14 protein-coding genes are annotated in these 17954 nt (G+C 73.5%); 8 read left to right on the top strand and 6 right to left on the bottom strand.

Features of this window, described 5'->3' with window-relative positions:
- Positions 1-32 precede the first annotated feature (32 nt).
- Positions 33-1127, bottom strand: coding sequence for a zinc-binding dehydrogenase (locus ACFW3L_RS04865; RefSeq protein ID WP_378736447.1), 1095 nt, complete (start codon positions 1125-1127; stop codon positions 33-35).
- Positions 1128-1374: 247 nt separating this feature from the next.
- Here ACFW3L_RS04865 and ddaH point away from each other — a divergent pair, with 247 nt between their 5' ends.
- Together ddaH and ACFW3L_RS04855 are read left to right on the top strand one after the other, a co-directional pair.
- Positions 1375-2214, top strand: coding sequence for a dimethylargininase (gene ddaH, locus ACFW3L_RS04860; protein ID WP_378736445.1), 840 nt, complete (start codon positions 1375-1377; stop codon positions 2212-2214).
- Between the two features lie 224 nt (positions 2215-2438).
- Positions 2439-3062 carry a TetR/AcrR family transcriptional regulator gene (locus ACFW3L_RS04855; protein ID WP_378736443.1) on the top strand — a complete coding sequence of 208 codons (624 nt, stop codon included), beginning with the start codon at positions 2439-2441 and terminating at the stop codon, positions 3060-3062.
- 43 nt (positions 3063-3105) lie between these two features.
- On the opposite strand, the gene speB is transcribed toward ACFW3L_RS04855, so the two are convergent.
- Positions 3106-4065, bottom strand: a complete 960-nt coding sequence (gene speB / locus ACFW3L_RS04850) for an agmatinase (RefSeq protein WP_378736441.1) — start codon at positions 4063-4065, stop codon at positions 3106-3108.
- Positions 4066-4204: 139 nt separating this feature from the next.
- On the opposite strand from speB, the gene ACFW3L_RS04845 reads away from it, so the two are divergent.
- Both ACFW3L_RS04845 and ACFW3L_RS04840 read left to right on the top strand, forming a co-directional pair.
- Positions 4205-5788, top strand: a complete 1584-nt coding sequence (locus tag ACFW3L_RS04845; protein ID WP_378736439.1) for a PucR family transcriptional regulator — start codon at positions 4205-4207, stop codon at positions 5786-5788.
- Between the two features lie 466 nt (positions 5789-6254).
- The gene (locus ACFW3L_RS04840) at positions 6255-7550 is read left to right on the top strand and encodes a GAF domain-containing protein (protein ID WP_378736437.1); all 1296 of its coding nucleotides are present in this window, start codon (positions 6255-6257) and stop codon (positions 7548-7550) included.
- Positions 7551-7854: 304 nt separating this feature from the next.
- On the opposite strand, the gene ACFW3L_RS04835 is transcribed toward ACFW3L_RS04840, so the two are convergent.
- On the bottom strand, positions 7855-8460 hold the full coding sequence (locus ACFW3L_RS04835; RefSeq protein WP_378736435.1) for a hypothetical protein: 606 nt from the start codon (positions 8458-8460) through the stop codon (positions 7855-7857).
- Positions 8461-9018: 558 nt separating this feature from the next.
- On the opposite strand from ACFW3L_RS04835, the gene ACFW3L_RS04830 reads away from it, so the two are divergent.
- Together ACFW3L_RS04830 and ACFW3L_RS04825 are read left to right on the top strand one after the other, a co-directional pair.
- Positions 9019-10251, top strand: coding sequence for a PLP-dependent aminotransferase family protein (locus ACFW3L_RS04830; RefSeq protein WP_378736933.1), 1233 nt, complete (start codon positions 9019-9021; stop codon positions 10249-10251).
- Positions 10252-10276: 25 nt separating this feature from the next.
- Positions 10277-11257, top strand: coding sequence for a D-alanine--D-alanine ligase (locus ACFW3L_RS04825; RefSeq protein WP_378736433.1), 981 nt, complete (start codon positions 10277-10279; stop codon positions 11255-11257).
- A gap of 113 nt (positions 11258-11370) precedes the next feature.
- On the opposite strand, the gene ACFW3L_RS04820 is transcribed toward ACFW3L_RS04825, so the two are convergent.
- Positions 11371-12114: an SDR family oxidoreductase gene (locus ACFW3L_RS04820; protein WP_378736431.1), complete on the bottom strand. Its 744-nt coding sequence runs from the start codon at positions 12112-12114 to the stop codon at positions 11371-11373.
- Between the two features lie 56 nt (positions 12115-12170).
- On the opposite strand from ACFW3L_RS04820, the gene ACFW3L_RS04815 reads away from it, so the two are divergent.
- On the top strand, positions 12171-12518 hold the full coding sequence (locus ACFW3L_RS04815; protein ID WP_378736429.1) for a MerR family transcriptional regulator: 348 nt from the start codon (positions 12171-12173) through the stop codon (positions 12516-12518).
- A 75-nt stretch (positions 12519-12593) separates the two neighbouring features.
- On the opposite strand, the gene ACFW3L_RS04810 is transcribed toward ACFW3L_RS04815, so the two are convergent.
- Both ACFW3L_RS04810 and ACFW3L_RS04805 read right to left on the bottom strand, forming a co-directional pair.
- On the bottom strand, positions 12594-13610 hold the full coding sequence (locus ACFW3L_RS04810; RefSeq protein ID WP_378736427.1) for an FAD binding domain-containing protein: 1017 nt from the start codon (positions 13608-13610) through the stop codon (positions 12594-12596).
- Complete coding sequence (locus ACFW3L_RS04805) at positions 13607-16216, bottom strand: molybdopterin-dependent oxidoreductase (protein WP_378736425.1); 2610 nt, start codon at positions 16214-16216, stop codon at positions 13607-13609. The genes ACFW3L_RS04810 and ACFW3L_RS04805 overlap by 4 nt, the downstream gene beginning before the upstream one ends.
- 218 nt (positions 16217-16434) lie before the next feature.
- Here ACFW3L_RS04805 and dctA point away from each other — a divergent pair, with 218 nt between their 5' ends.
- Positions 16435-17853, top strand: coding sequence for a C4-dicarboxylate transporter DctA (gene dctA / locus ACFW3L_RS04800; protein WP_378736423.1), 1419 nt, complete (start codon positions 16435-16437; stop codon positions 17851-17853).
- Positions 17854-17954 lie beyond the last annotated feature (101 nt).

The raw sequence follows: 17954 nt of genomic DNA, 5'->3' as shown, positions 1-17954 counted from the left end.
ACCCGCCCCCTCCGGGGCCGGAGTCCCCCCGGTCAGGAGCCGAAGCGGATCAGGGACCGCCCGCCCCGCCCCCGGCGCATGCGCTCGAAGGCCTCGGGGACGCCCTCCAGCGGGATCTCGTCGGTGACCATGGCGGCCAGACGCAGGTCACCGGAGCGCACCGGCTCCGCGAGCAGCGGGATGTCCCGGGCCGGGTCGGAGGACCCGTACACGCAGCCCTGGAGCGTGCGCGCCTGGTGGAACAGCTCCAGGGCGCTGAAGGCCACCTCGTCCTGGTGGGAACCCACACCCACCACCGTCACGGTCCCGCCCCGGCGGGTCGAGTTCCACGCGGTGCGCACCACCTCGGACCGGCCCACCACCTCGAAGGCGTGGTCGACCCCGCGCCCGGAGGTGAGCGCCCGGACGGCGCGGTGGGTGTCCGAGCCGGAGACCAGGTAGTCGGTGGCGCCCAGCGAGCGGGCCAACTCCTCCTTCTCCGGGGAGACGTCCACCGCGATCAGGGGGTCCGCCCCGGCGATCCGGGCCGCCTGGAGGAGTGACAGGCCCACGCCGCCCATGCCCAGGACCAGCGCGGACTGGCCCGGCCGCACCTTCGCGGCGTTGTTCACCGCGCCCCAGCCGGTGAGCACGGCGCAGCCCAGCACCGCGGCGACCGCCGGGTCCACGCCCTCCGGCAGCGGCACCAGGGCGCTGACCGGCACCACCGTGGCCTCGGCGAAGGCCCCCGTGTTGAGTCCGGGGTAGACGGGTGTGCCGTCGGTGAGCGCGGCGTAGGGGGAGAGCGTCCCGTCCAGGGCGCGCTCGCACAGGTGGGGTTCGCCCTGCTCGCAGAACCAGCAGACCCGGCAGGCCGGTGCCCAGTTCAGGATCACCTGCTGGCCCGGCACGACCCCGGTCACCCCGGGGCCGACCGCCTCGACGGTGCCCGCGCCCTCGTGGCCGAGCACGGCGGGCCAGGTCTGCGGCAGCGTTCCGTCGGACAGCGAGAGGTCGGAGTGGCACACGCCCGCCGCGACCATCCGGACCCGCGCCTGGCCGGGGCCCGGGTCGGGCAGGACGACGTCGCGGATCTCGGGGGAGGCGTCGGTGGCGAGGAAGACGGCGGCCCTGACGGTCGTACTCATGGTGAGCTCTCCAATCGCGGAAGTCCCGTGACCCTAGCAATACCGGCCGGTCGGTCTCCTGCGCGGGTGTGCTCACCGAGGGCCGTGTCGCCCCTCGGGAGAAGGGCCCGCCCGCTTTGTGGAAAGCCTGTGTTGGCGGGGCTTCGGGGCGGGTATCTCCCTTCTGTCAGCCGGAGAGCACGGTGTGGTCGGGGCTCGGAGCAGCGCGCGCCACCCCACCTCCGGTACGCCTCGACGGGGAGGTTCCATGGCTCGACCCGACGGCCCCGTGGCCGCGCTCCCACGACGGCACTACCTGATGTGCCGCCCCACCTACTTCGCGGTGGAGTACGCGATCAACCCCTGGATGGATCCGGCCGCCGGGGTGGACCGCCCCCGCGCCATCCGCCAGTGGGAGGGCCTGCGGGACCTCTACCGCTCCCTCGGCCACCGGGTCAGCGAGATCGCGCCGATCGAGGGTCTGCCCGACATGGTCTTCGCCGCCAACGGCGCCCTGGTCGTGAACGGACGCGTCTACGGCGCCCGGTTCGCCAGCGCCGAGCGCACCCCCGAGGGACCGGCCTACCTGGACTGGTTCCGCCAGGAGGGGTACACCGAGACCCTGGAGCCCAAGCACGTGAACGAGGGCGAGGGCGACTTCATCACCCTCGACGACGTCATCCTCGCCGCCACCGGGTTCCGCACCGAGGCCGCCGCGCACCAGGAGGCCGAGCGCCTGCTGGGCCGCCCGGTCGTCACGCTGCAGCTGGTCGACCCGCGCTTCTACCACCTGGACACCGCGCTGTTCGCCCTGTCGGGCGACCGGATCGCCTACTACCCCGGCGCCTTCTCCGAGGGCAGTCTCCGAGTGCTGCGCTCGCTCTTCCCGAACGCCCTCATCGCCACGGAGGAGGACGCCTCGGTCCTCGGGCTCAACGCCGTCTGCGACGGCCGTGACGTCGTCATCGCCGCCGAGGCCGTCGGGCTCGCGGACCGCCTGCGGGCGGAGGGCCTCACGGTCCACCCGGTGGAGCTCGACGAGCTGCGCAAGGCCGGGGGAGGGGCCAAGTGCTGCACCCTCGAACTGAGGGACGCGCCCACGCCCTGACCTCGCCCGGGGACAGGCACCGGGCGGGCGCACCGCTCCCGCGCGGCGCCCGCCCCCGGCCGCACCGCTGTGGGATGCGCCACGTGCCCGCCCCGGCGGGTCCGGGGCCGTGCGGGTGCCGCACAGGTCACGACCACGTCGTACCTCCCTGCCGAGGGCGGGCCGGGCGACCCCGGACCAACGACCCACGGTCGTGACCACCGACCCCCTTAGGCTCGGTTCACGTGACGACCAAACAACGCAGACTTCCGCGCGGTGTCCGGGAACAGCAGCTGATCGACGCCGCCGTCTCCGTGTTCTCACGCGGTGACTACCGCACGGTCAGCGTGGACGAGATCGCGGCGGCCGCCGGGACCTCCAAACCGACGGTGTACCACCATTTGGGCTCCAAGGAACGCATCTTCGTCGCCTGCGTACGCCGGGAGATGGAGCGGTTGGTCGAGGCGGTCCGGTCCGCCGTCCACGACCCCCACGCGCCCAGGGACGAGGATCCGCTGCGCCGGGGGATCCAGGCCTTCTTCACCTTCGTCGTGGACCACCGTGAGAGCTGGACGGTCCTCTACCGACGCGCGGCCGTCCAGGGAGAGCCCTTCGCGGGTGAGACCGCCCGGATGCGCGACCGCGTCACCGCCGAGGTGGCCGAGCTCATCACCTCCTGCACCCAGAGCGACTACGGCACGCTCGAACCCCGCGACGCCCAGCTGCTCGCCCGCGTCGCGGTGAGCACGGCCGACGCCTTCGCCGACTGGCTGCTGGACCACCCCGACGAGACGCCCGACACCATGGCCGGGCACGTCACCGCGCTCACCTGGTCGCACCTGAGCGCACGCCGCCCCGCCAGCTCCTGAACGGGGAGGCCACCGCCGCCGGGCGGCGACGGCCGGGCCCGTCCTAGCTCTCGGACCTGCGCTGGTGGTTCAGGGCCAGCAGGCCGACCAGGTCGTAGGCCGCGTGCGAGGCGGCCGTCGAGGTGATCTGGGCGTGGTCGTAGGCCGGGGCCACCTCGACCACGTCGGCGCCGACCAGGTTCAGGTCGGCCAGCCCGCGCAGGATCTCCAGGAGCTCACGGCTGGTCAGACCGCCGGCCTCGGGGGTCCCGGTGCCGGGGGCGTGCGCGGGGTCCAGGACGTCGATGTCCACGGACACGTACAGCGGGCGGTTCCCGATCCGCTGGCGCAGGGCGTCGGAGACCTCGTCCACGCCCTTGCGCATGACGTCGGCCGCGGTGACGATCCCGAACCCGAACCGGCGGTCCTCCTCCAGGTCGCGCTTGCCGTACAGCGGCCCCCGCGTGCCCACGTGCGCGATCGCCTCCGTGTCGAGGACGCCCTCCTCCACGGCACGGCGGAACGGGGTGCCGTGGGTGTAGGGCTCACCGAAGTAGGTGTCCCAGGTGTCCAGGTGGGCGTCGAAGTGCAGCAGGGCGATCGGACCGTGCTTCCGGTACAGCGAACGCAGCAGCGGCAGCGCGATGGTGTGGTCGCCGCCCAGCGTGACCAGCCGGGTCCCGGCGTCGACGAACGCGGAGGCGCCCTGGTCCAGGGTCTCCACCGCGTCTCCGATGGAGAACGGGTTCACGGCGATGTCCCCGCCGTCCACCACCTGGAGGCGCTCGAAGGGGGCCACGTCCAGGCCCGGGTTGTACGGACGCAGCAGGCGGCTCGCCTCGCGGATCGCGGACGGCCCGAAGCGAGCGCCGGGCCGGTACGACACACCGGTGTCGAAGGGGACCCCCACGACGGCCACGTCGGCGTGGTCGACCTGGTCGAGACGGGGCAGCCGGGCGAAGGTCGCCGGGCCCGCGAAGCGGGGGACGAGGCTGGAGTCGGTGGGTCCGATCGGGCTGTTCATCTGGTCCGTTCCTGTCGTGGGCTCGGTCACGGCCAGCGTAGGGAGCGACTAGGCTCCGCTCCAGTAGCCGAACCGTACGAGTCGGATCCGTTCCTTGGATAAATCATCCAAGGAACCCGGTGCGGCGGGAGGGGAACAGATGAGCGGAGTGACGGACGCCGTGGACAGCCACCACGTGCCCCTGAGCGTGGTCACGGGCCGCCGCGACCTCGCCCTGGAGACCGTGGTCGCGGCGGGTGACCCGGCCATCACCTGGGCGGTGGCCAGCGAGATGGTCGAACCCGCGGCCTACCTGCGCGGCGGGGAGCTCCTGCTCACCGCCGGGGTCAACCTGCCCGGCACCCCGGAGGGGGCGCACGCGTACGTGGGCTCCCTGGTGCGCGCCGGGGTCGGGGCCGTCGGCTTCGGAGTCGCCCCGATCCACACGACCGTGCCCGAGCTCCTGGTCGAGGAGTGCCGTGCCCAGGGACTGCCGCTGTTGGAGGTCCCCGGATCCACCCCCTTCGCGGCGATCAGCCGCGCGGTCGGGGAGGAACTGGCCGAACGCCACCTGCGCGACGTACGCCGACTCGGTGAGGCCCACCAGGCGCTGGCCCGCGCGGTCACCGCGGCCTCTCCCGTGGAGCGCGTCCTCGCAGTGCTGGCCGACGCCCTCGGCGGCTGGGCGGCCCTGGAACCCTCCGATCCGGCCGCACCCGCCCACCGCACTCCCGGCGCGCCCCGCGCCGTCGACCCCGCCCTGCGCCCGCTGCTGGCCCGGCTCACCGCGCCGTCGGGACCGCGCGGGGCCAAGGCCCCCAGCGGCGACGACGAGGTGTTCCTCCACACCGTCGGTTCCCCGCCGGAGGAGTACGGCGTGGTCCTGGTGGGCCGTCCCGAGCCCCTGGGCATCACCGACCGCGCCGTCCTGCGCACCGCCACCGCACTGATCGACCTGCTCTCCCGCACGGTCGACGACTCCGCCACGCTCCTTGGCGGGCTGCTCACCGGCCTCCTCCTGGACGGCGAGCTGGACGAGGCGGCACGGCCCCTGCTCACCGAGCTCACCGCGCTCGGCGGACGGCCGGACACGACCGGACTCCACCGCGTGCTGCGCGCCCGGCCTCCGGGCGCGCGAGGCCGTGCCGGGGAACCCGACCCGCCGCTGGGCACGCACCTGGTCGACCGGGTACGAAGGTCGTCCGACGACGGCCCGGCCTCCGAGGACACCGTGCGCGCGGTGCTCGCGGACCGGGGGAACGAGGCCCACAGGGCGCACCTGCACCTGCTCGGGTCCCACGGGTGGACCGTGGCCCTCGGCCCGCCCGTACCCCCGAGCGAGCTGCCCCGAGCCGACCGCCAGGCGGCCGCACTGCTCGTGCGCGCACGGGCGTCGGGGGCCGCGCTGCTCTGGGCGGACGGCACCGACCCCTTCGACACCCTCCTCGACCCCGCCGGGGCCGACGACCTCAGCCGCGCGCTCCTGGGACCGCTGGCCCGGGACACCGGGGCCGCCCGCAGCCTGAGGGAGACCCTGCGCGCCTGGTTGGCCCGCCACGGCAACTGGGACCGCGCCGCCGCCGACCTGGGCGTGCACCGCAACACCGTCCGCTACCGGATCGGCCGGATCGAACGCGACCTGGGCGTGGAACTGGCCGACGCCGAACAGCGCATGCGCCTGTGGTTCGCGCTCACCCGCCACACCGGTTCCGAGTCCGCCGAGCCCGACGGGGCGCGCCGATAGCAGACGAACCCCGCCCCGTGGCGTGGGTGGCCGCTTCCGGCCACGGCCGCGCCCGGGCCGAGGGTCCCCAGGACCCTGGTGGTGCGGCGTCCTCCCGCGGGGGAACCAGGGTGAACAGCGAGACTCGGGCACAGCCGATCGCCGCAGGAATCGGAAGGTGCTGACCGAAAGGCCCTCCGAATAGAACGCTTCTCCCGGTTCCGTTGGCCCCGCCCGACCGGAACCAGGAAACTGGGGATCTCCTTGACGAACCTGAGGACCTGGGGGCCCACATGATCGCTCGTGACCAGCTGAGTGGGTTCCGGTTGGTGGGCGGGCGCGGGGTGGTCGGACACGAGGCCCCACCCGACTGGTGGCACCGTGTCGCCGGGGACCGCCTCCGTGGCGCCACCGCGCTCCGCCGGAGTCCGCTGTGAGTGGGCGGGGCCAGCCCCCGGGCCGTGAACGGGGAGTACGCTTCCCCCCGTTGGACACCGCGCTGCCCTCGGGGGCCAACGCCCGCGAGCACGCCGTCCTGCTCCGCCGTGTCCACGACGCGCTGCTCACCGGAAGGCCGCAACCCGCGCCCCTGCGCCCGGTGATCGAGGACTCCTGGGGGCGCATGCGCCAGTTCGGCATCGACCCGGACAGCGCGCCGCCGCCCAGGATGGCCCGGTTGGACGAACTCCAGCGCTACCGGGACGCCTCACCGATCTCCGAGGTGCTCCCGTTGATCCGCCGCTCCCTGGTGTCGGTGGCCGACGAGGCCGAACACATCATGCTGGTGACGGACGCCTCCGGGCAGGTGCTGTGGCGGGAGGGGTCGCGCCGGATGCGCGCGGTCGGGGACCGGGTCGGGCTGGTGGAGGGCGCCTACTGGAACGAGGGCAGCGTCGGCACCAACGCCATCGGCACGGCTCTCGTGGTGGGGCGTCCGCTCCAGGTCTACTCCGCCGAGCACTACGTGCGCAGTCTGCACGCCCTCACCTGCGCCTGCGCCCCCGTGCACGATCCCCGGGACGGGCGCCTGCTCGGCGCCATCGACGTCACCGGCCCCGTCTCCACCGTCCACCCCACCACCCTCGCCCTGGTGAACGCGGTCGCCCAGCTGGCCGAGGCCCACCTCCAGGGCCTGCACCACGCCCACCTGGAGCGGTTGCGTTCCGTGGCCGCGCCGCTGCTGGCCGGGCTCTCCCGGCCCGCGCTGGTCGTGGACGACGCCGGATGGACCGCGGCCGCCGTCCACATGGAGCCGGTCCGGAGGGTGCTCCTGCCCAAGAACTGCGAGAGCGGGAACGTCTGGCTCCCCGCGCTGGGGGAGTGCGCCCTGGAACCGCTGCCCGGCGGGTGGCTGATCCGCCCGGGGCCGGAGGACCGGGCCGTGCCCTCCACCGTCACCCTGGACCTCACCAGACCGGGCTCCGCCACCGTGTCGGTGGCCGGGGACAGCGGCGCGTGGTCGCAGCGCCTGTCGCCGCGCCACACCGAACTCCTCCTGCTGTTGGCGGTGCACCGCGACGGCCGCTCCGGGACCCAGCTCTCCCACGACGTGTTCGGCTCCGACCAGCACGTGGTGACCGTGCGGGCCGAGCTCTCCCGGGTGCGCCGCAACCTGGGCGGGGTGATCGAGAGCCGCCCCTACCGCTTCTCCGACGACGTGCGGGTCCGGGTGCTCTCCCCGGAGTCGCCGCTGGACCTGCTGCCCGGCTCGTCGGCGCCGGGCGTGCGCGAACTACGCCGGCGCGTGAGCTCGGAGGACCTGTTCGATCGCTCTGGGCGATGACGTCGCAACCTGTTGCAACCGTTGCTGACGGCGCGTGAATGGGATCAACTGTTCCTGCGCGGCCCGCCACCGGTGGGCGGCCTCCGGGCAAGAGAGGGCACGGCGGGCCGTTCACCGGTGCGGGACGCGTCCGCGTCCTTCGCACCTTGAGGGGGGTGACGGGGGCTCACAGCGGACGCGCCGACGGGCTGGTGCCCCGGAAGTGTCGGGGGAGACTCCGGGGCCACCGCGCACACGACGGTACGGCCCGGGGATGTGTGCATCCCCGGGCCGTACCATCACGCGTCGGAGCCGGTCGTGGCGGCTACTCGGCGTCCGCGCGCGGTTCGGGGGCCTCGGGTGACTCGGACGCCGCCGTGTCCTTCCCGGGCGGCTCCGCGTTCGAGGGTGAGCACTGGAAGCAGTCCATCGTGAAGACCTCCTCCTCACCCACCAGACCGGTGAAGTCGCCGCGCAGGCTGTCGTCACCGGCCTCGCGTTCGGCCAGCGCCTCGCGCAGCAGGCGGCCCTCGAACCGGACCTGCTCACCGTCCCGGCTCTGTCCGGTGCACAGGACCTCCAGTCGTCCCCCGCGCGTCTGCTCGCCCCCCGCTCCCTCCTGCTCCCGGGCTCCGGCCTCCTCCTGGTCGCCACCCGCGGTGACGGCGTCCTCGGCCGGGTCCTCGCCGGGTCCGCCCTCGGGCACGGCGGCGCAGGCGAGCGGTGCGGCCACGGGGTGGCCCTTACGGGCGAAGGCGCGCTCGGCCCCGGGGCGCAGGACCGACACGGTCAGGGCGTCGGCGGCTCGTTCCAGCTCCAGCAACGCGGCGTCGGCGTTCTGCTCCGGTGCCTCGTCGGCGGTGCACGAGGTGAGCGGCGCGCACAGCAGCAGCGCCAGTGACGCGGTGACGGTGGTCGAGCGGACTCCCATGACTTCCCCCCGGGGTCGGTGGCGCCGCGTGTGCGGCGCGCTGGCCCACGGAACCAATGTCTCTGATGTGGAGTTCGTGCCCTATGTCCGACTCAGGTGAAAAGGGTGAAAAGTGCGTCATGTTCGAGCCATGCCGGTGTGAGTCGGGACACGCGTGTGGGTACCGTGCCCGGTGAGACGACGCGACCGCCCGGCGGGACCGACGGAGGGAAAGGGGAGGCCACACGGGGCGCGAACCCGCAGACACCGCCGCTGGGCTAGACTCGGGACATTTCCCGAACCGTGTTCCACCACGGTGCACTCCAGCCGAACTCCGCACCGCCGGGCTCCCCGTGGCTTCGACGCCACAGGAAGCCCACGGTGAACCAACGGGCCGTGACCGGCGTCGAACCAGGGGATCAACGACGATCCCCGGATCGTCCCGCGCCGACGGCCGCCCACAGACCGTCCTTCCTTCGGAGGTGGATCGTGTCCGCTGACCACCGAGAGCAGCAGCCCAGCCAACAGGGTTCCCGTATCGACCCGCACGTCGGCCGTTACGCACTCCGAGCACAGGGCATGGTCGCATCGGAGGTCCGGGCACTCTTCGCGGTCGCCTCGCGGCCGGAGATCGTCTCCCTGGCGGGCGGCATGCCCAACGTGGCCGCCCTGCCCCTCGAACAGCTCGGTGACCTCGTCAAGGACGTCGTCTCCGAGGAGGGCGCCACCGCGCTCCAGTACGGCTCCGCCCAGGGCGACCCCGTCCTGCGCGAGCAGATCTGCGAGTACATGACCCTGGAGGGCGTACGGGCCAGCCCCGACGACCTCATCGTCACCGTCGGCTCCCAGCAGGCCCTCGACCTGGTCACCCGGGTCTTCGTCGACCCCGGCGACGTCGTCCTCACCGAGGCCCCCACCTACGTCACCGCGATCAACACCTTCGCCGCCTTCCAGGCCGACATCCGCCACGTGGGCATGGACGACGAGGGCGTGGTGCCCGAGGAGCTGGAGGAGGCCCTGGTCCGTGCCGAGCTCGACGGGCGGCCTGTCAAGTTCTTCTACACGATCCCCAACTTCCAGAACCCCGCCGGGATCACCATGAGCGCCGAGCGCCGCGCCCGGGTCATGGAGGCCTGCGAGCGCCACGACGTGCTCGTGGTCGAGGACAACCCCTACGGCCTGCTCCGCTACGACGGCGAACCCGAACCCACCCTGTACTCCCAGGGCAGCGGCAACGTCATCTACCTCGGTTCCCTCTCCAAGACCCTCTCCCCGGGCCTGCGCATCGGCTGGGCCCTGGCACCGGCCGCCGTGCGCGCCAAACTGGTCCTGGCCGCCGAGTCCGCGATGCTCAGCCACTCCACGTTCAACCAGCTCGTGGTGCGGCGCTACCTGAACACCTTCCCCTGGAAGGAACAGATCAAGGCGTTCAACTCCATGTACGGCGAGCGTCGCGACGCGATGCTCGGCTCCCTGGACGCGATGATGCCGGCCGGATGCACGTGGACCCGCCCCGAGGGCGGGTTCTTCGTGTGGGCCACCCTGCCCGAGGGCATCGACGCCAAGGCCATGCTGCCGCGCGCGCTCAACGAGCGCGTGGCCTACGTGCCGGGCACCGGCTTCTACGCCGACGAGCGCGGCCGGGACAGCATGCGGCTGAGCTTCTGCTACCCCACCCCCGAACAGATCCGCGAGGGCGTCCGCCGCCTCGTGGCCGCGATCGAGGGTGAGATCGACCTGCGCGACACCTTCGGACCCGCGATCCCCACGCCCACTGAAGGCAGCCAGGCACCCACCCCTGACCTGCCCTGACATCCTCCCGTAAGGGCACAGCACCATGACCGCAGCACAGAAGGAGGTCCGCGCCGTGGCCGACCTTGACCGGGTCCTCGTCCTCGCCGGAGGGCTGTCCCCCGAACACGAGGTGAGCGTCCACTCCGGCCGCAGCGTCGCGGAGGCGCTGCGCCGACTCGACGTCGAGGTCCAGGTCGCCGACGTCGACGCCGGGCTGCTGGACCGGCTCGCCGCCGATCCGCCCCAGGTGGTCTTCCCCGTCCTGCACGGGGCGGCGGGTGAGGACGGCGCGATCCGCGAGGTCCTGGAACTGGTCGGCGTGCCCTACGTGGGCGCCCGGCCCGACGCCTGCCGCCTGGCCTACACCAAGCCCGCCGCCAAGGCCCTGCTCGCCGAGAAGGGCGTGCGGGTGCCGCGCGGCGCCACCCTGCCCAAGTCGGCCTTCCACGACCTGGGCGCCCCGGCCCTGCTCCGCCGTCTGGCCGACCGCCTGGGCCTGCCGCTGTTCGTCAAGCCCGACCGCGGCGGCTCGGCGTTCGGCGCCACCCCCGTCACCTCGGTCACCGACCTGTCGACCGCACTGGTGTCGTGCTTCGCCTACAGCGACTCCGCGCTCGTGGAGGAGCAGGTCCAGGGCACCGAGCTGGCCATCGGCGTCCTCGACACCGGCGACGGCCCCGTGGCGCTGCCCCCGGTGGAGATCGTCCCCGACGGCGGGGTCTACGACTACGCCGCGCGCTACACCGCCGGGCGCACCGAGTTCTTCTGCCCGGCCCGACTGGACGAGGACGTGGTCGCCGCCGCCACGGAGGTGGCCCTGACCGCCCACCGCACCCTGGGGCTGCGCGACTTCTCCCGGACCGACCTCATCGTCGACGCCGACGGCGAGGCCATCTTCCTGGAGACCAACGTCGCCCCCGGCCTGACCGAGACCTCGACGTTCCCGATGGCGGCTGCCGCCGCCGGACTGGACTTCGCGGTGGTGTGCCGCGAGCTCGCCCACCAGGCGCTCCTGCGCGGCTGACACGGACCGGTACGGACCCAACAGCGGCCGGGGGCCCGCCGTCACGGCGGGCCCCCGGTGTGTGTCGGGTCGCTCCGCGTGGTGGGACCCGGTGCCCGGAGCGCGGGTGGGGCTCACACGGCTCCACCGCTGATCTCCGCGGCCAGGCGCGTCGGGTCGTCGGCCAGGGACCGCTTCACGTGGGCGCTCCACGCGTCGGCGAGCACCTCGGCGGCACCCTGCGTCAGGCCGTCCAGCGCGACGCGGACGGAGTCGGCGGGATCACCCTTGGGGCCGTCGTAGGCGGCACTGAAACCGGTGTCGACCGCGCCGAGGTGCAGCCCCGTCACCAGGGTGCCCTGGTCCGCGAGCTCCAACCGGACGCCGTTGGTCAGGGCCCACTGCGCGGCCTTGGCCGCGTGGTAGCCGTTGGTCCCGGGGTAGGCGAACCAGGACTGCGCCGAGAGCACGTTCAGGATCGCCCCGCCACCGTTCGCGGCGAGCACCGGGGCGAAGGCGCGGACCATGGCGAGCGTGCCCCAGAAGTTGGTGTCCATCTCCTGCCGGAGCGCGGCGAGCTCGCTCGTCACCAGGTCGGTCCAGTTGCTGATACCCGCGTTGTTGACCAGCAGGGTGACGTCCCCGGCCCTGGTGCGGGCCCTCGCCACCGACGCGTCGTCCGTGATGTCGAGTTCCAGGGGGACGACTCCGGGGAGATCGATCTCCCCGGGTCGTCGGGCGGCGGCGTACACGCGCTCCGCACCGCGTTCCAGGAGCTGCTGGGCGAAGAGCCGGCCGAGACCGCGGTTGGCCCCGGTGACGAGGGCGACGGAACCCTCGACGGCGAAGTGCTGGGTGTGGGTTGACGAAGTGTCCATGTCGGGGACACTAGGACCTGACGTCAACGTGAGGTTCAAGTGCCGAGGAGGAATCCGTGCGCATCGGTGAGGTGGCCCGGCGTTCCGGTGTGAGCGTGCGGGCGCTCCGCTACTACGAGGAGCAGGGCATTCTCAGCTCCGAGCGCGGTCCGGGCGGCCAGCGCGATTTCGACGAGGGGGCCGTCGACCGGGTCCGCCTGTTCCAGCAGTTCTACGCGGCGGGTCTGTCCAGCCGCCGGATCGCCGAGCTCCTTCCGTGCGTCGAGACCGGGGCCACCAACGCCGAGCAGCGGGCCATGCTCGTGCGCGAACGCGGCCGCATCGTCGAACGGATCGGCGCGCTGGACACCGCCCTCGCGCGCATGGACGACCTGATCCTCGCCGCCGGGGACCACTCCGACTGACCCCGAGCCCGGGTGGGCGCCACGCCACGGCGTCCACCCGGACCCACACACGCGGTCACGCGCTCCGCGCCCGTGTCACCCGGCCGGTGCGTCCAGGGCGCGCTCGACGACGTCCCGCACGGTCGCCTGGAGCAGGTCGACCTTGTAGCCGGTGGCGGGCAACGGGGAACAGAGCTCCACGATCGCCTCCAAGGCCCGGTCCACCTCCTCACCCGGGGCCCGGCCGGGTACCGAACCGACCAGGGCGCGCTCCACCCCTGGCAGCCGCAGCGGGGTGCGGGCCACCCCGCCCACCGCCACCGAGGCGCGGGTCACGGGACCCCGCCCCTCCTCGGCGCACTCCAGCCGGACCACCGCCTCGACCAGCGGCCACTCCGCCCGCGAGCGTCCCGCCACGCGCAGGTGGGCCGCGCGCCCGCCTGACACCGGGGCTGGCAGGGCCACCGCGACCAGGAGGTCGCCGGGGGCGAGCACGTGGTCCCGGGTCGGATCGGTGCCGTCGTACAGCTCGGCCAGGTCCCGCTCGACCTCCGCCCCCGACCCCCGCTCCACCACGACCACGGACGCGTCGTACGCCAGCAGTGCCACCGCCAGCGACGACGGGTGCGGGGCCACGCACGGGCCGAGGTCCACCACCACGGCGCGCAGGTGGTCGCCGTCGCGGGCCGGGCACGAGTCCCCGCCGGTCTGGAAGCACTCGAAGGCCGGGTTGCGGAGGTAGGGGCAGCGGTTGCGCTGGAGCAGGTTGCCGCCCACCGTCGCCGTCCCCCGGATCTGCGGGGTGGCCAGCGCACGCGCGGCGGCCGCCAGCCCCGGGTAGGCCTCGGCCAGGAGCGGGTCGGCGCCCAGCTCCGCGACGCTGGTCATGGCGCCGATCCGCACCGCTCCGTCGCCGTCCCACCGGGGACCGCGCAGCTCGGGCACGTCGACCAGGTCCACCAGGGGGCCGGGGGCGATCACCCCGGCCTCCACACAGGTGACGAGGTCAGTGCCTCCGGCGCGGGGAAGCGCGCCCTCGACGAGCTCCCTGGCTGCTCCGGCCACGCTCGTGGAGCGGGTGACGGTCGGGACGGTTCCTCGCTGGGTGCTCAACGCAGTCCTCCGATCAGTCGGTCCGGGCGCAGCGGCAGGTCGTGCGGGCGCCAGCCGGTGGCGTCGTACACGGCGTTGCCCAGGGCCGCCGCCACCCCCACCACCGAGACCTCGCCCAGGCCGACTCCGCCGCCCGCCACGTGCTCGAACCCCTCCTCGTGGAAGTACACCTCGGTCTCGGGCACGTCGCCCATCCCGGGGATGCGGTAGTCCTCCAGGTCGTCGGAGAGCACCACCCCCGTGCCGAGGTCGTCGCGCCGTTCCTCGTGGAGTGCGTAGCCCACGCCCTGGACCACCGCCCCCTCGCACTGGTTGCGCGCCAGCCGCTCGTCGTAGACGCGACCGGCGGCGATCCCCGCCCAGCAGCGGGTGGGGCGCACGCGCCCGAACCGGGTGTCCACCTCCACCTCCATCACGTGCACAGCGCCGCTCATGCCGCGCCCGACCGCCAGGTCGCCCATGTTCGGGGTCAGCTGACCCCAGCGGTCCCGGCGGCGCTCTCCGATCACGCTCACGCCCTCGGCGGCGGCCAACGCCTCCTTGAACACGTGCTCGGGGACGGGGCCGGTGGCGGGTACGTCGGGGGAGCGCTCACGCAGGGCCGCGCGCAACCGGTCGGCGGCGTCGGCGGCGGCCGGACCCATGGAGGTCGTCGTACGGCTGCCGAAGGAGCCGGTGCCGTGCACCGACGAGCTCCGACCGATCTCCACCCGCAGGCCCGCCGCGTCCACTCCGAGCCGCTCCGCGACCACGCCTCCGAGCACGGCGCGGATGCCGGTACCGATGTCCTGTGTGGCCGAGCGCACCACCAGGGCGCCGCCCTCCACCGCCAGCTCCACCCGGGCGTCGGGGGCCAGCAGGTACGGCCACCCGGCGGCGGCCAGACCCACCCCGCGACGGAACCTCCCGGTGCGCGACCCGCGCGGTCGGTCCCGCCACAGGGGGAGCTCGGCGACGCGTTCGTACAGGGCCCCGCGCTTGGGGTTGCCGTCCCAGCGGCGCCGCAGGGTCAGCGGGTCCACACCCAGCCGCGGTGCCATGGTGTCCACGGCCTGTTCCAGGGCCCACGCCATCGGAGGCCCGCCGGGGCCCCGCATGGGTGCAGCCGGCGGCCGGTTGGTCACCACGTCGTAGTCGCGGACCCGGCGGGGGGAACGGCCGTACATCAGCGCGGCCAGGACGGCGGTGTTGGAGCCCACCGACACTCCGCCGTCGCCGTGCGAGTCCACGCTCAGCGCACGCAGGGAACCGTCCTCTCCGGCGAGCAGGGCCACCCGGGTCCGGGTGGCGGGCCGGTGTCCGGCGTCGGTCAGTTCCTCGGAGCGGTCCAGGCACACCCGCACCGGATGGCCGGTCAGCCGGGCCAGTTCCACGGCGGCCACCACGTCCGGGGAGAGCGAGTTCTTGGCTCCGAACCCGCCGCCGACGTACTCGGCCGCCAGGTGCACACGCTCCCGGGGCAGGCCCCAGTACCGGGCCGCCCGGTCCGCGGTCTTGCTGACCGCCTGCGTGGACACGTGCAGGAACAGGTCGCCGTCCACCCACGAGGCCACGCTCACGTGCGGCTCCAGCGGGCTGTGCACCTGGGTGGCGGTGGTGTACTCCTCGGCCACGAGCAGCGGGTCCCGACAGCGCGCGGCGGTGCGGAGCCGGGCCACGGCGGTGGAACCGCGCCAGCTCAGCACCCCCGGGCCGCGCACGTTCCCGTTCCAGGGGGCCGGAGGAGTCGGTGCCTCGCCGTAGGCGGGCGCCGCCTCACGCTCCTCCCTGGTGCGGTAGAGCACGGGGGCGTCGGGGGCGGACGCGGCACGGGGGTCGGTCACCGAGGGCAGGGGGTCGAGGTCCACCCGCACGGTCGCCGCGCGTTCCCGGGCGAGCGACCGGGAGGGGGCGGCCACCGCCGCGATCGGCTGCCCGACGTAGCGCACCACGCGGTCCTCACCGAGCAGGTCCACCAGGGGCGTCGGTGCCCCGTCGGGGCCGGGGGCCGCGCTCACCTTCCGCACCCGCGCGTGCGGCACCGCCGAGCGCACGATCACGCCCTCCCAGGTGCCCGGCGGGGCGTGGTCGGCGCTGAACCGCGCGCGCCCGGTGACCTTGTCGGGGGCGTCGGAGCGCGGCGGGGCCTGGTCGGGTTCGGTGTCGAACTCTCCGGCGCAGGCCGCGGCCACGGCGGCGAAGATCCCCTCGTAGGCACCGCACCGGCACAGGTGTCCGGCGAGCGCGTCCGCGACGGCGGCGCGGTCGGGGCGGGAGTTCCCGTGCTCGGCGCGCCAGGCGTCCACGAACACGGAGGCCTCCACGGCGAACCCCGGCGTGCAGTAGCCGCACTGGAGCCCGTCGTGGGCGGCGAGGGCGCGCTGGACGGGGTGGACGCCGTCCAGGCCCTCCACGGTGGTGACCGACCGTCCGGAGAGGTGGTCGGCGGGCAGCAGGCAGGAGGCGGTGGGTGCGCCGTCCACCAGGATCGTGCAGGCCCCGCACACGCCGGAGCCGCAGGCGATCTTGGTGCCGGTCAGGCCGAGCCGGTCGCGCAGGTGGTCGGCGGCGCTCAGGCCGGGGTCGTCGGGGGCGGGGGAGGGTGCGCCGTTGACGCTGGTGTCCATGGGCGGCTTCCCGGGGAAGGGGTGGAAGTTGGCATTGACAACTTAAGGCGGTGAAAAGTCCGGTGTCAAAGACCCTGGACGGCGCCACCGTTGTTACCAGCCGGTTTGTGCTGATGTGCCTTGCGTGGTCAATGTGACCCCCGTTACTCTGTCGGAATCTCTATTCCGCCATGAGGAATAGGGATTCCGAATTCAAGAACCCCCTGTGGAGGGCCCGCATGGCAGCAGCCACGGAAACCGAAGCACCCGACCGGCCCCGCCCCCGCTTCTACCGGTCCCTGTTCTTCCAGGTGATCGTCGCCGTCGTGGTGGGCGTGCTGATCGGACACCTGTGGCCCTCGTTCGGAGAGAGCCTGCGCCCCCTGGGCGACGGCTTCATCCGACTGATCAAGATGCTCATCGCCCCGCTGATCTTCTGCGTCATCGTCACCGGCATCGCCAAAGTCGGAGACCTGGGCGCCGTGGGCCGGATCGGGATCAAGGCGCTGGTGTACTTCCAGGTCGTCACCGCCTTCGCCCTGCTCTACGGCATGGTCGTGGCCAACCTCCTCAAGCCCGGCGTGGGCTTCGAGGTCAACCCCGCCGACCTCGACACCGGCGCGCTGGAGGAGGTGACCCAGGGCGGCGAGATCCCCGGTTTCGCCCAGTTCCTCCTGGACGTGATCCCCGAGAGCGTCGTGGGCGCCTTCGCCGAGAACTCGCTGCTCCAGGTCCTGTTCTTCGCCGTCTTCGTCGCCCTGGCGCTGTCCAAGATGGGGGAGCGGGGCAAACCGATCCTCGACCTCATCGACCGCTTCACCGACGTCATCTTCACCTGCATCGGCTGGATCATGCGCGTCGCGCCGCTGGGCGCCCTGGGTGCCATGGCCTTCGTCATCGGCGCCTACGGCCTGTCCTCGCTCAGCAGCTTCGGCATGCTCATCATCGCCTGCTACTCCGCCGCCGCCGTCTTCCTCCTGGCCCTCGCGGTGATCGCCCGCGTCCTGGCCGGGGTCAACCTCTGGAAGTTCCTGCGCTACACCAAGGAGGAGTTCGCCCTGGCCATCGGCGCCGCCTCCTCCGAGGCGGTCATGCCGCGCATCATGCAGAAGCTCACCAACGCGGGCTGTTCCAAGGCGACCACCGGCCTGGTGGTGCCCACGGGGTACTCCTTCAACCTCGACGGCGCTGCGATCTACCTGCCCATCGCCGCGCTCTTCCTCGCCCAGGCCTTCGGCGCGGACCTGAGCATCGCGGACCAGCTGATGATGGTGCTCATCCTCCTGCTGACCTCCAAGGGCATGGCCGGTGTCCCCGGATCGGCCTTCCTCGCCCTGTCGGCCACCGCCACCGCGCTCGGCGCCTTCCCGGCCGCGGGCGTGGCCCTGCTCCTGGGCGCGGACCGCCTGATGGACACCATGCGGGTGTCCATCAACCTGCTCGGCAACTGCGTCGCCACCTTCGTCATCGCCAGGTGGGAGGGGCAGCTCGACATGGAACGCATGCGCGCGGTCCTCGACGGCAGGGAACCGCCCGCCCGCGAGGAGGACGCCGAGACCGAGGACGCTCCGGACCGTTCGGAGGCTCCGGGGGGTTCGGAGGAGACGGAGTCCGTCTCCGTGTCCGCCCCCGCTCCCGAGCCGCACCAGGACCGGTAGCCGCGACGGGAACGGCCGGGGCGGCCCCCGCCCTCGGGGGCCCGGCCGGTGCGCGGGGGGGCAGTGGGGCGGGGGCGGTCGGGCCCCCGCCCCAAAAGACC

The organism is Nocardiopsis sp. NPDC058789 (assembly GCF_042745575.1).
Taxonomy (GTDB): Bacteria; Actinomycetota; Actinomycetes; order Streptosporangiales; family Streptosporangiaceae; genus Nocardiopsis; species Nocardiopsis eucommiae.
The sequence above is the reverse complement of the archived record's forward strand: the minus strand, read 5'-3'. Positions and strand labels throughout refer to the sequence as shown.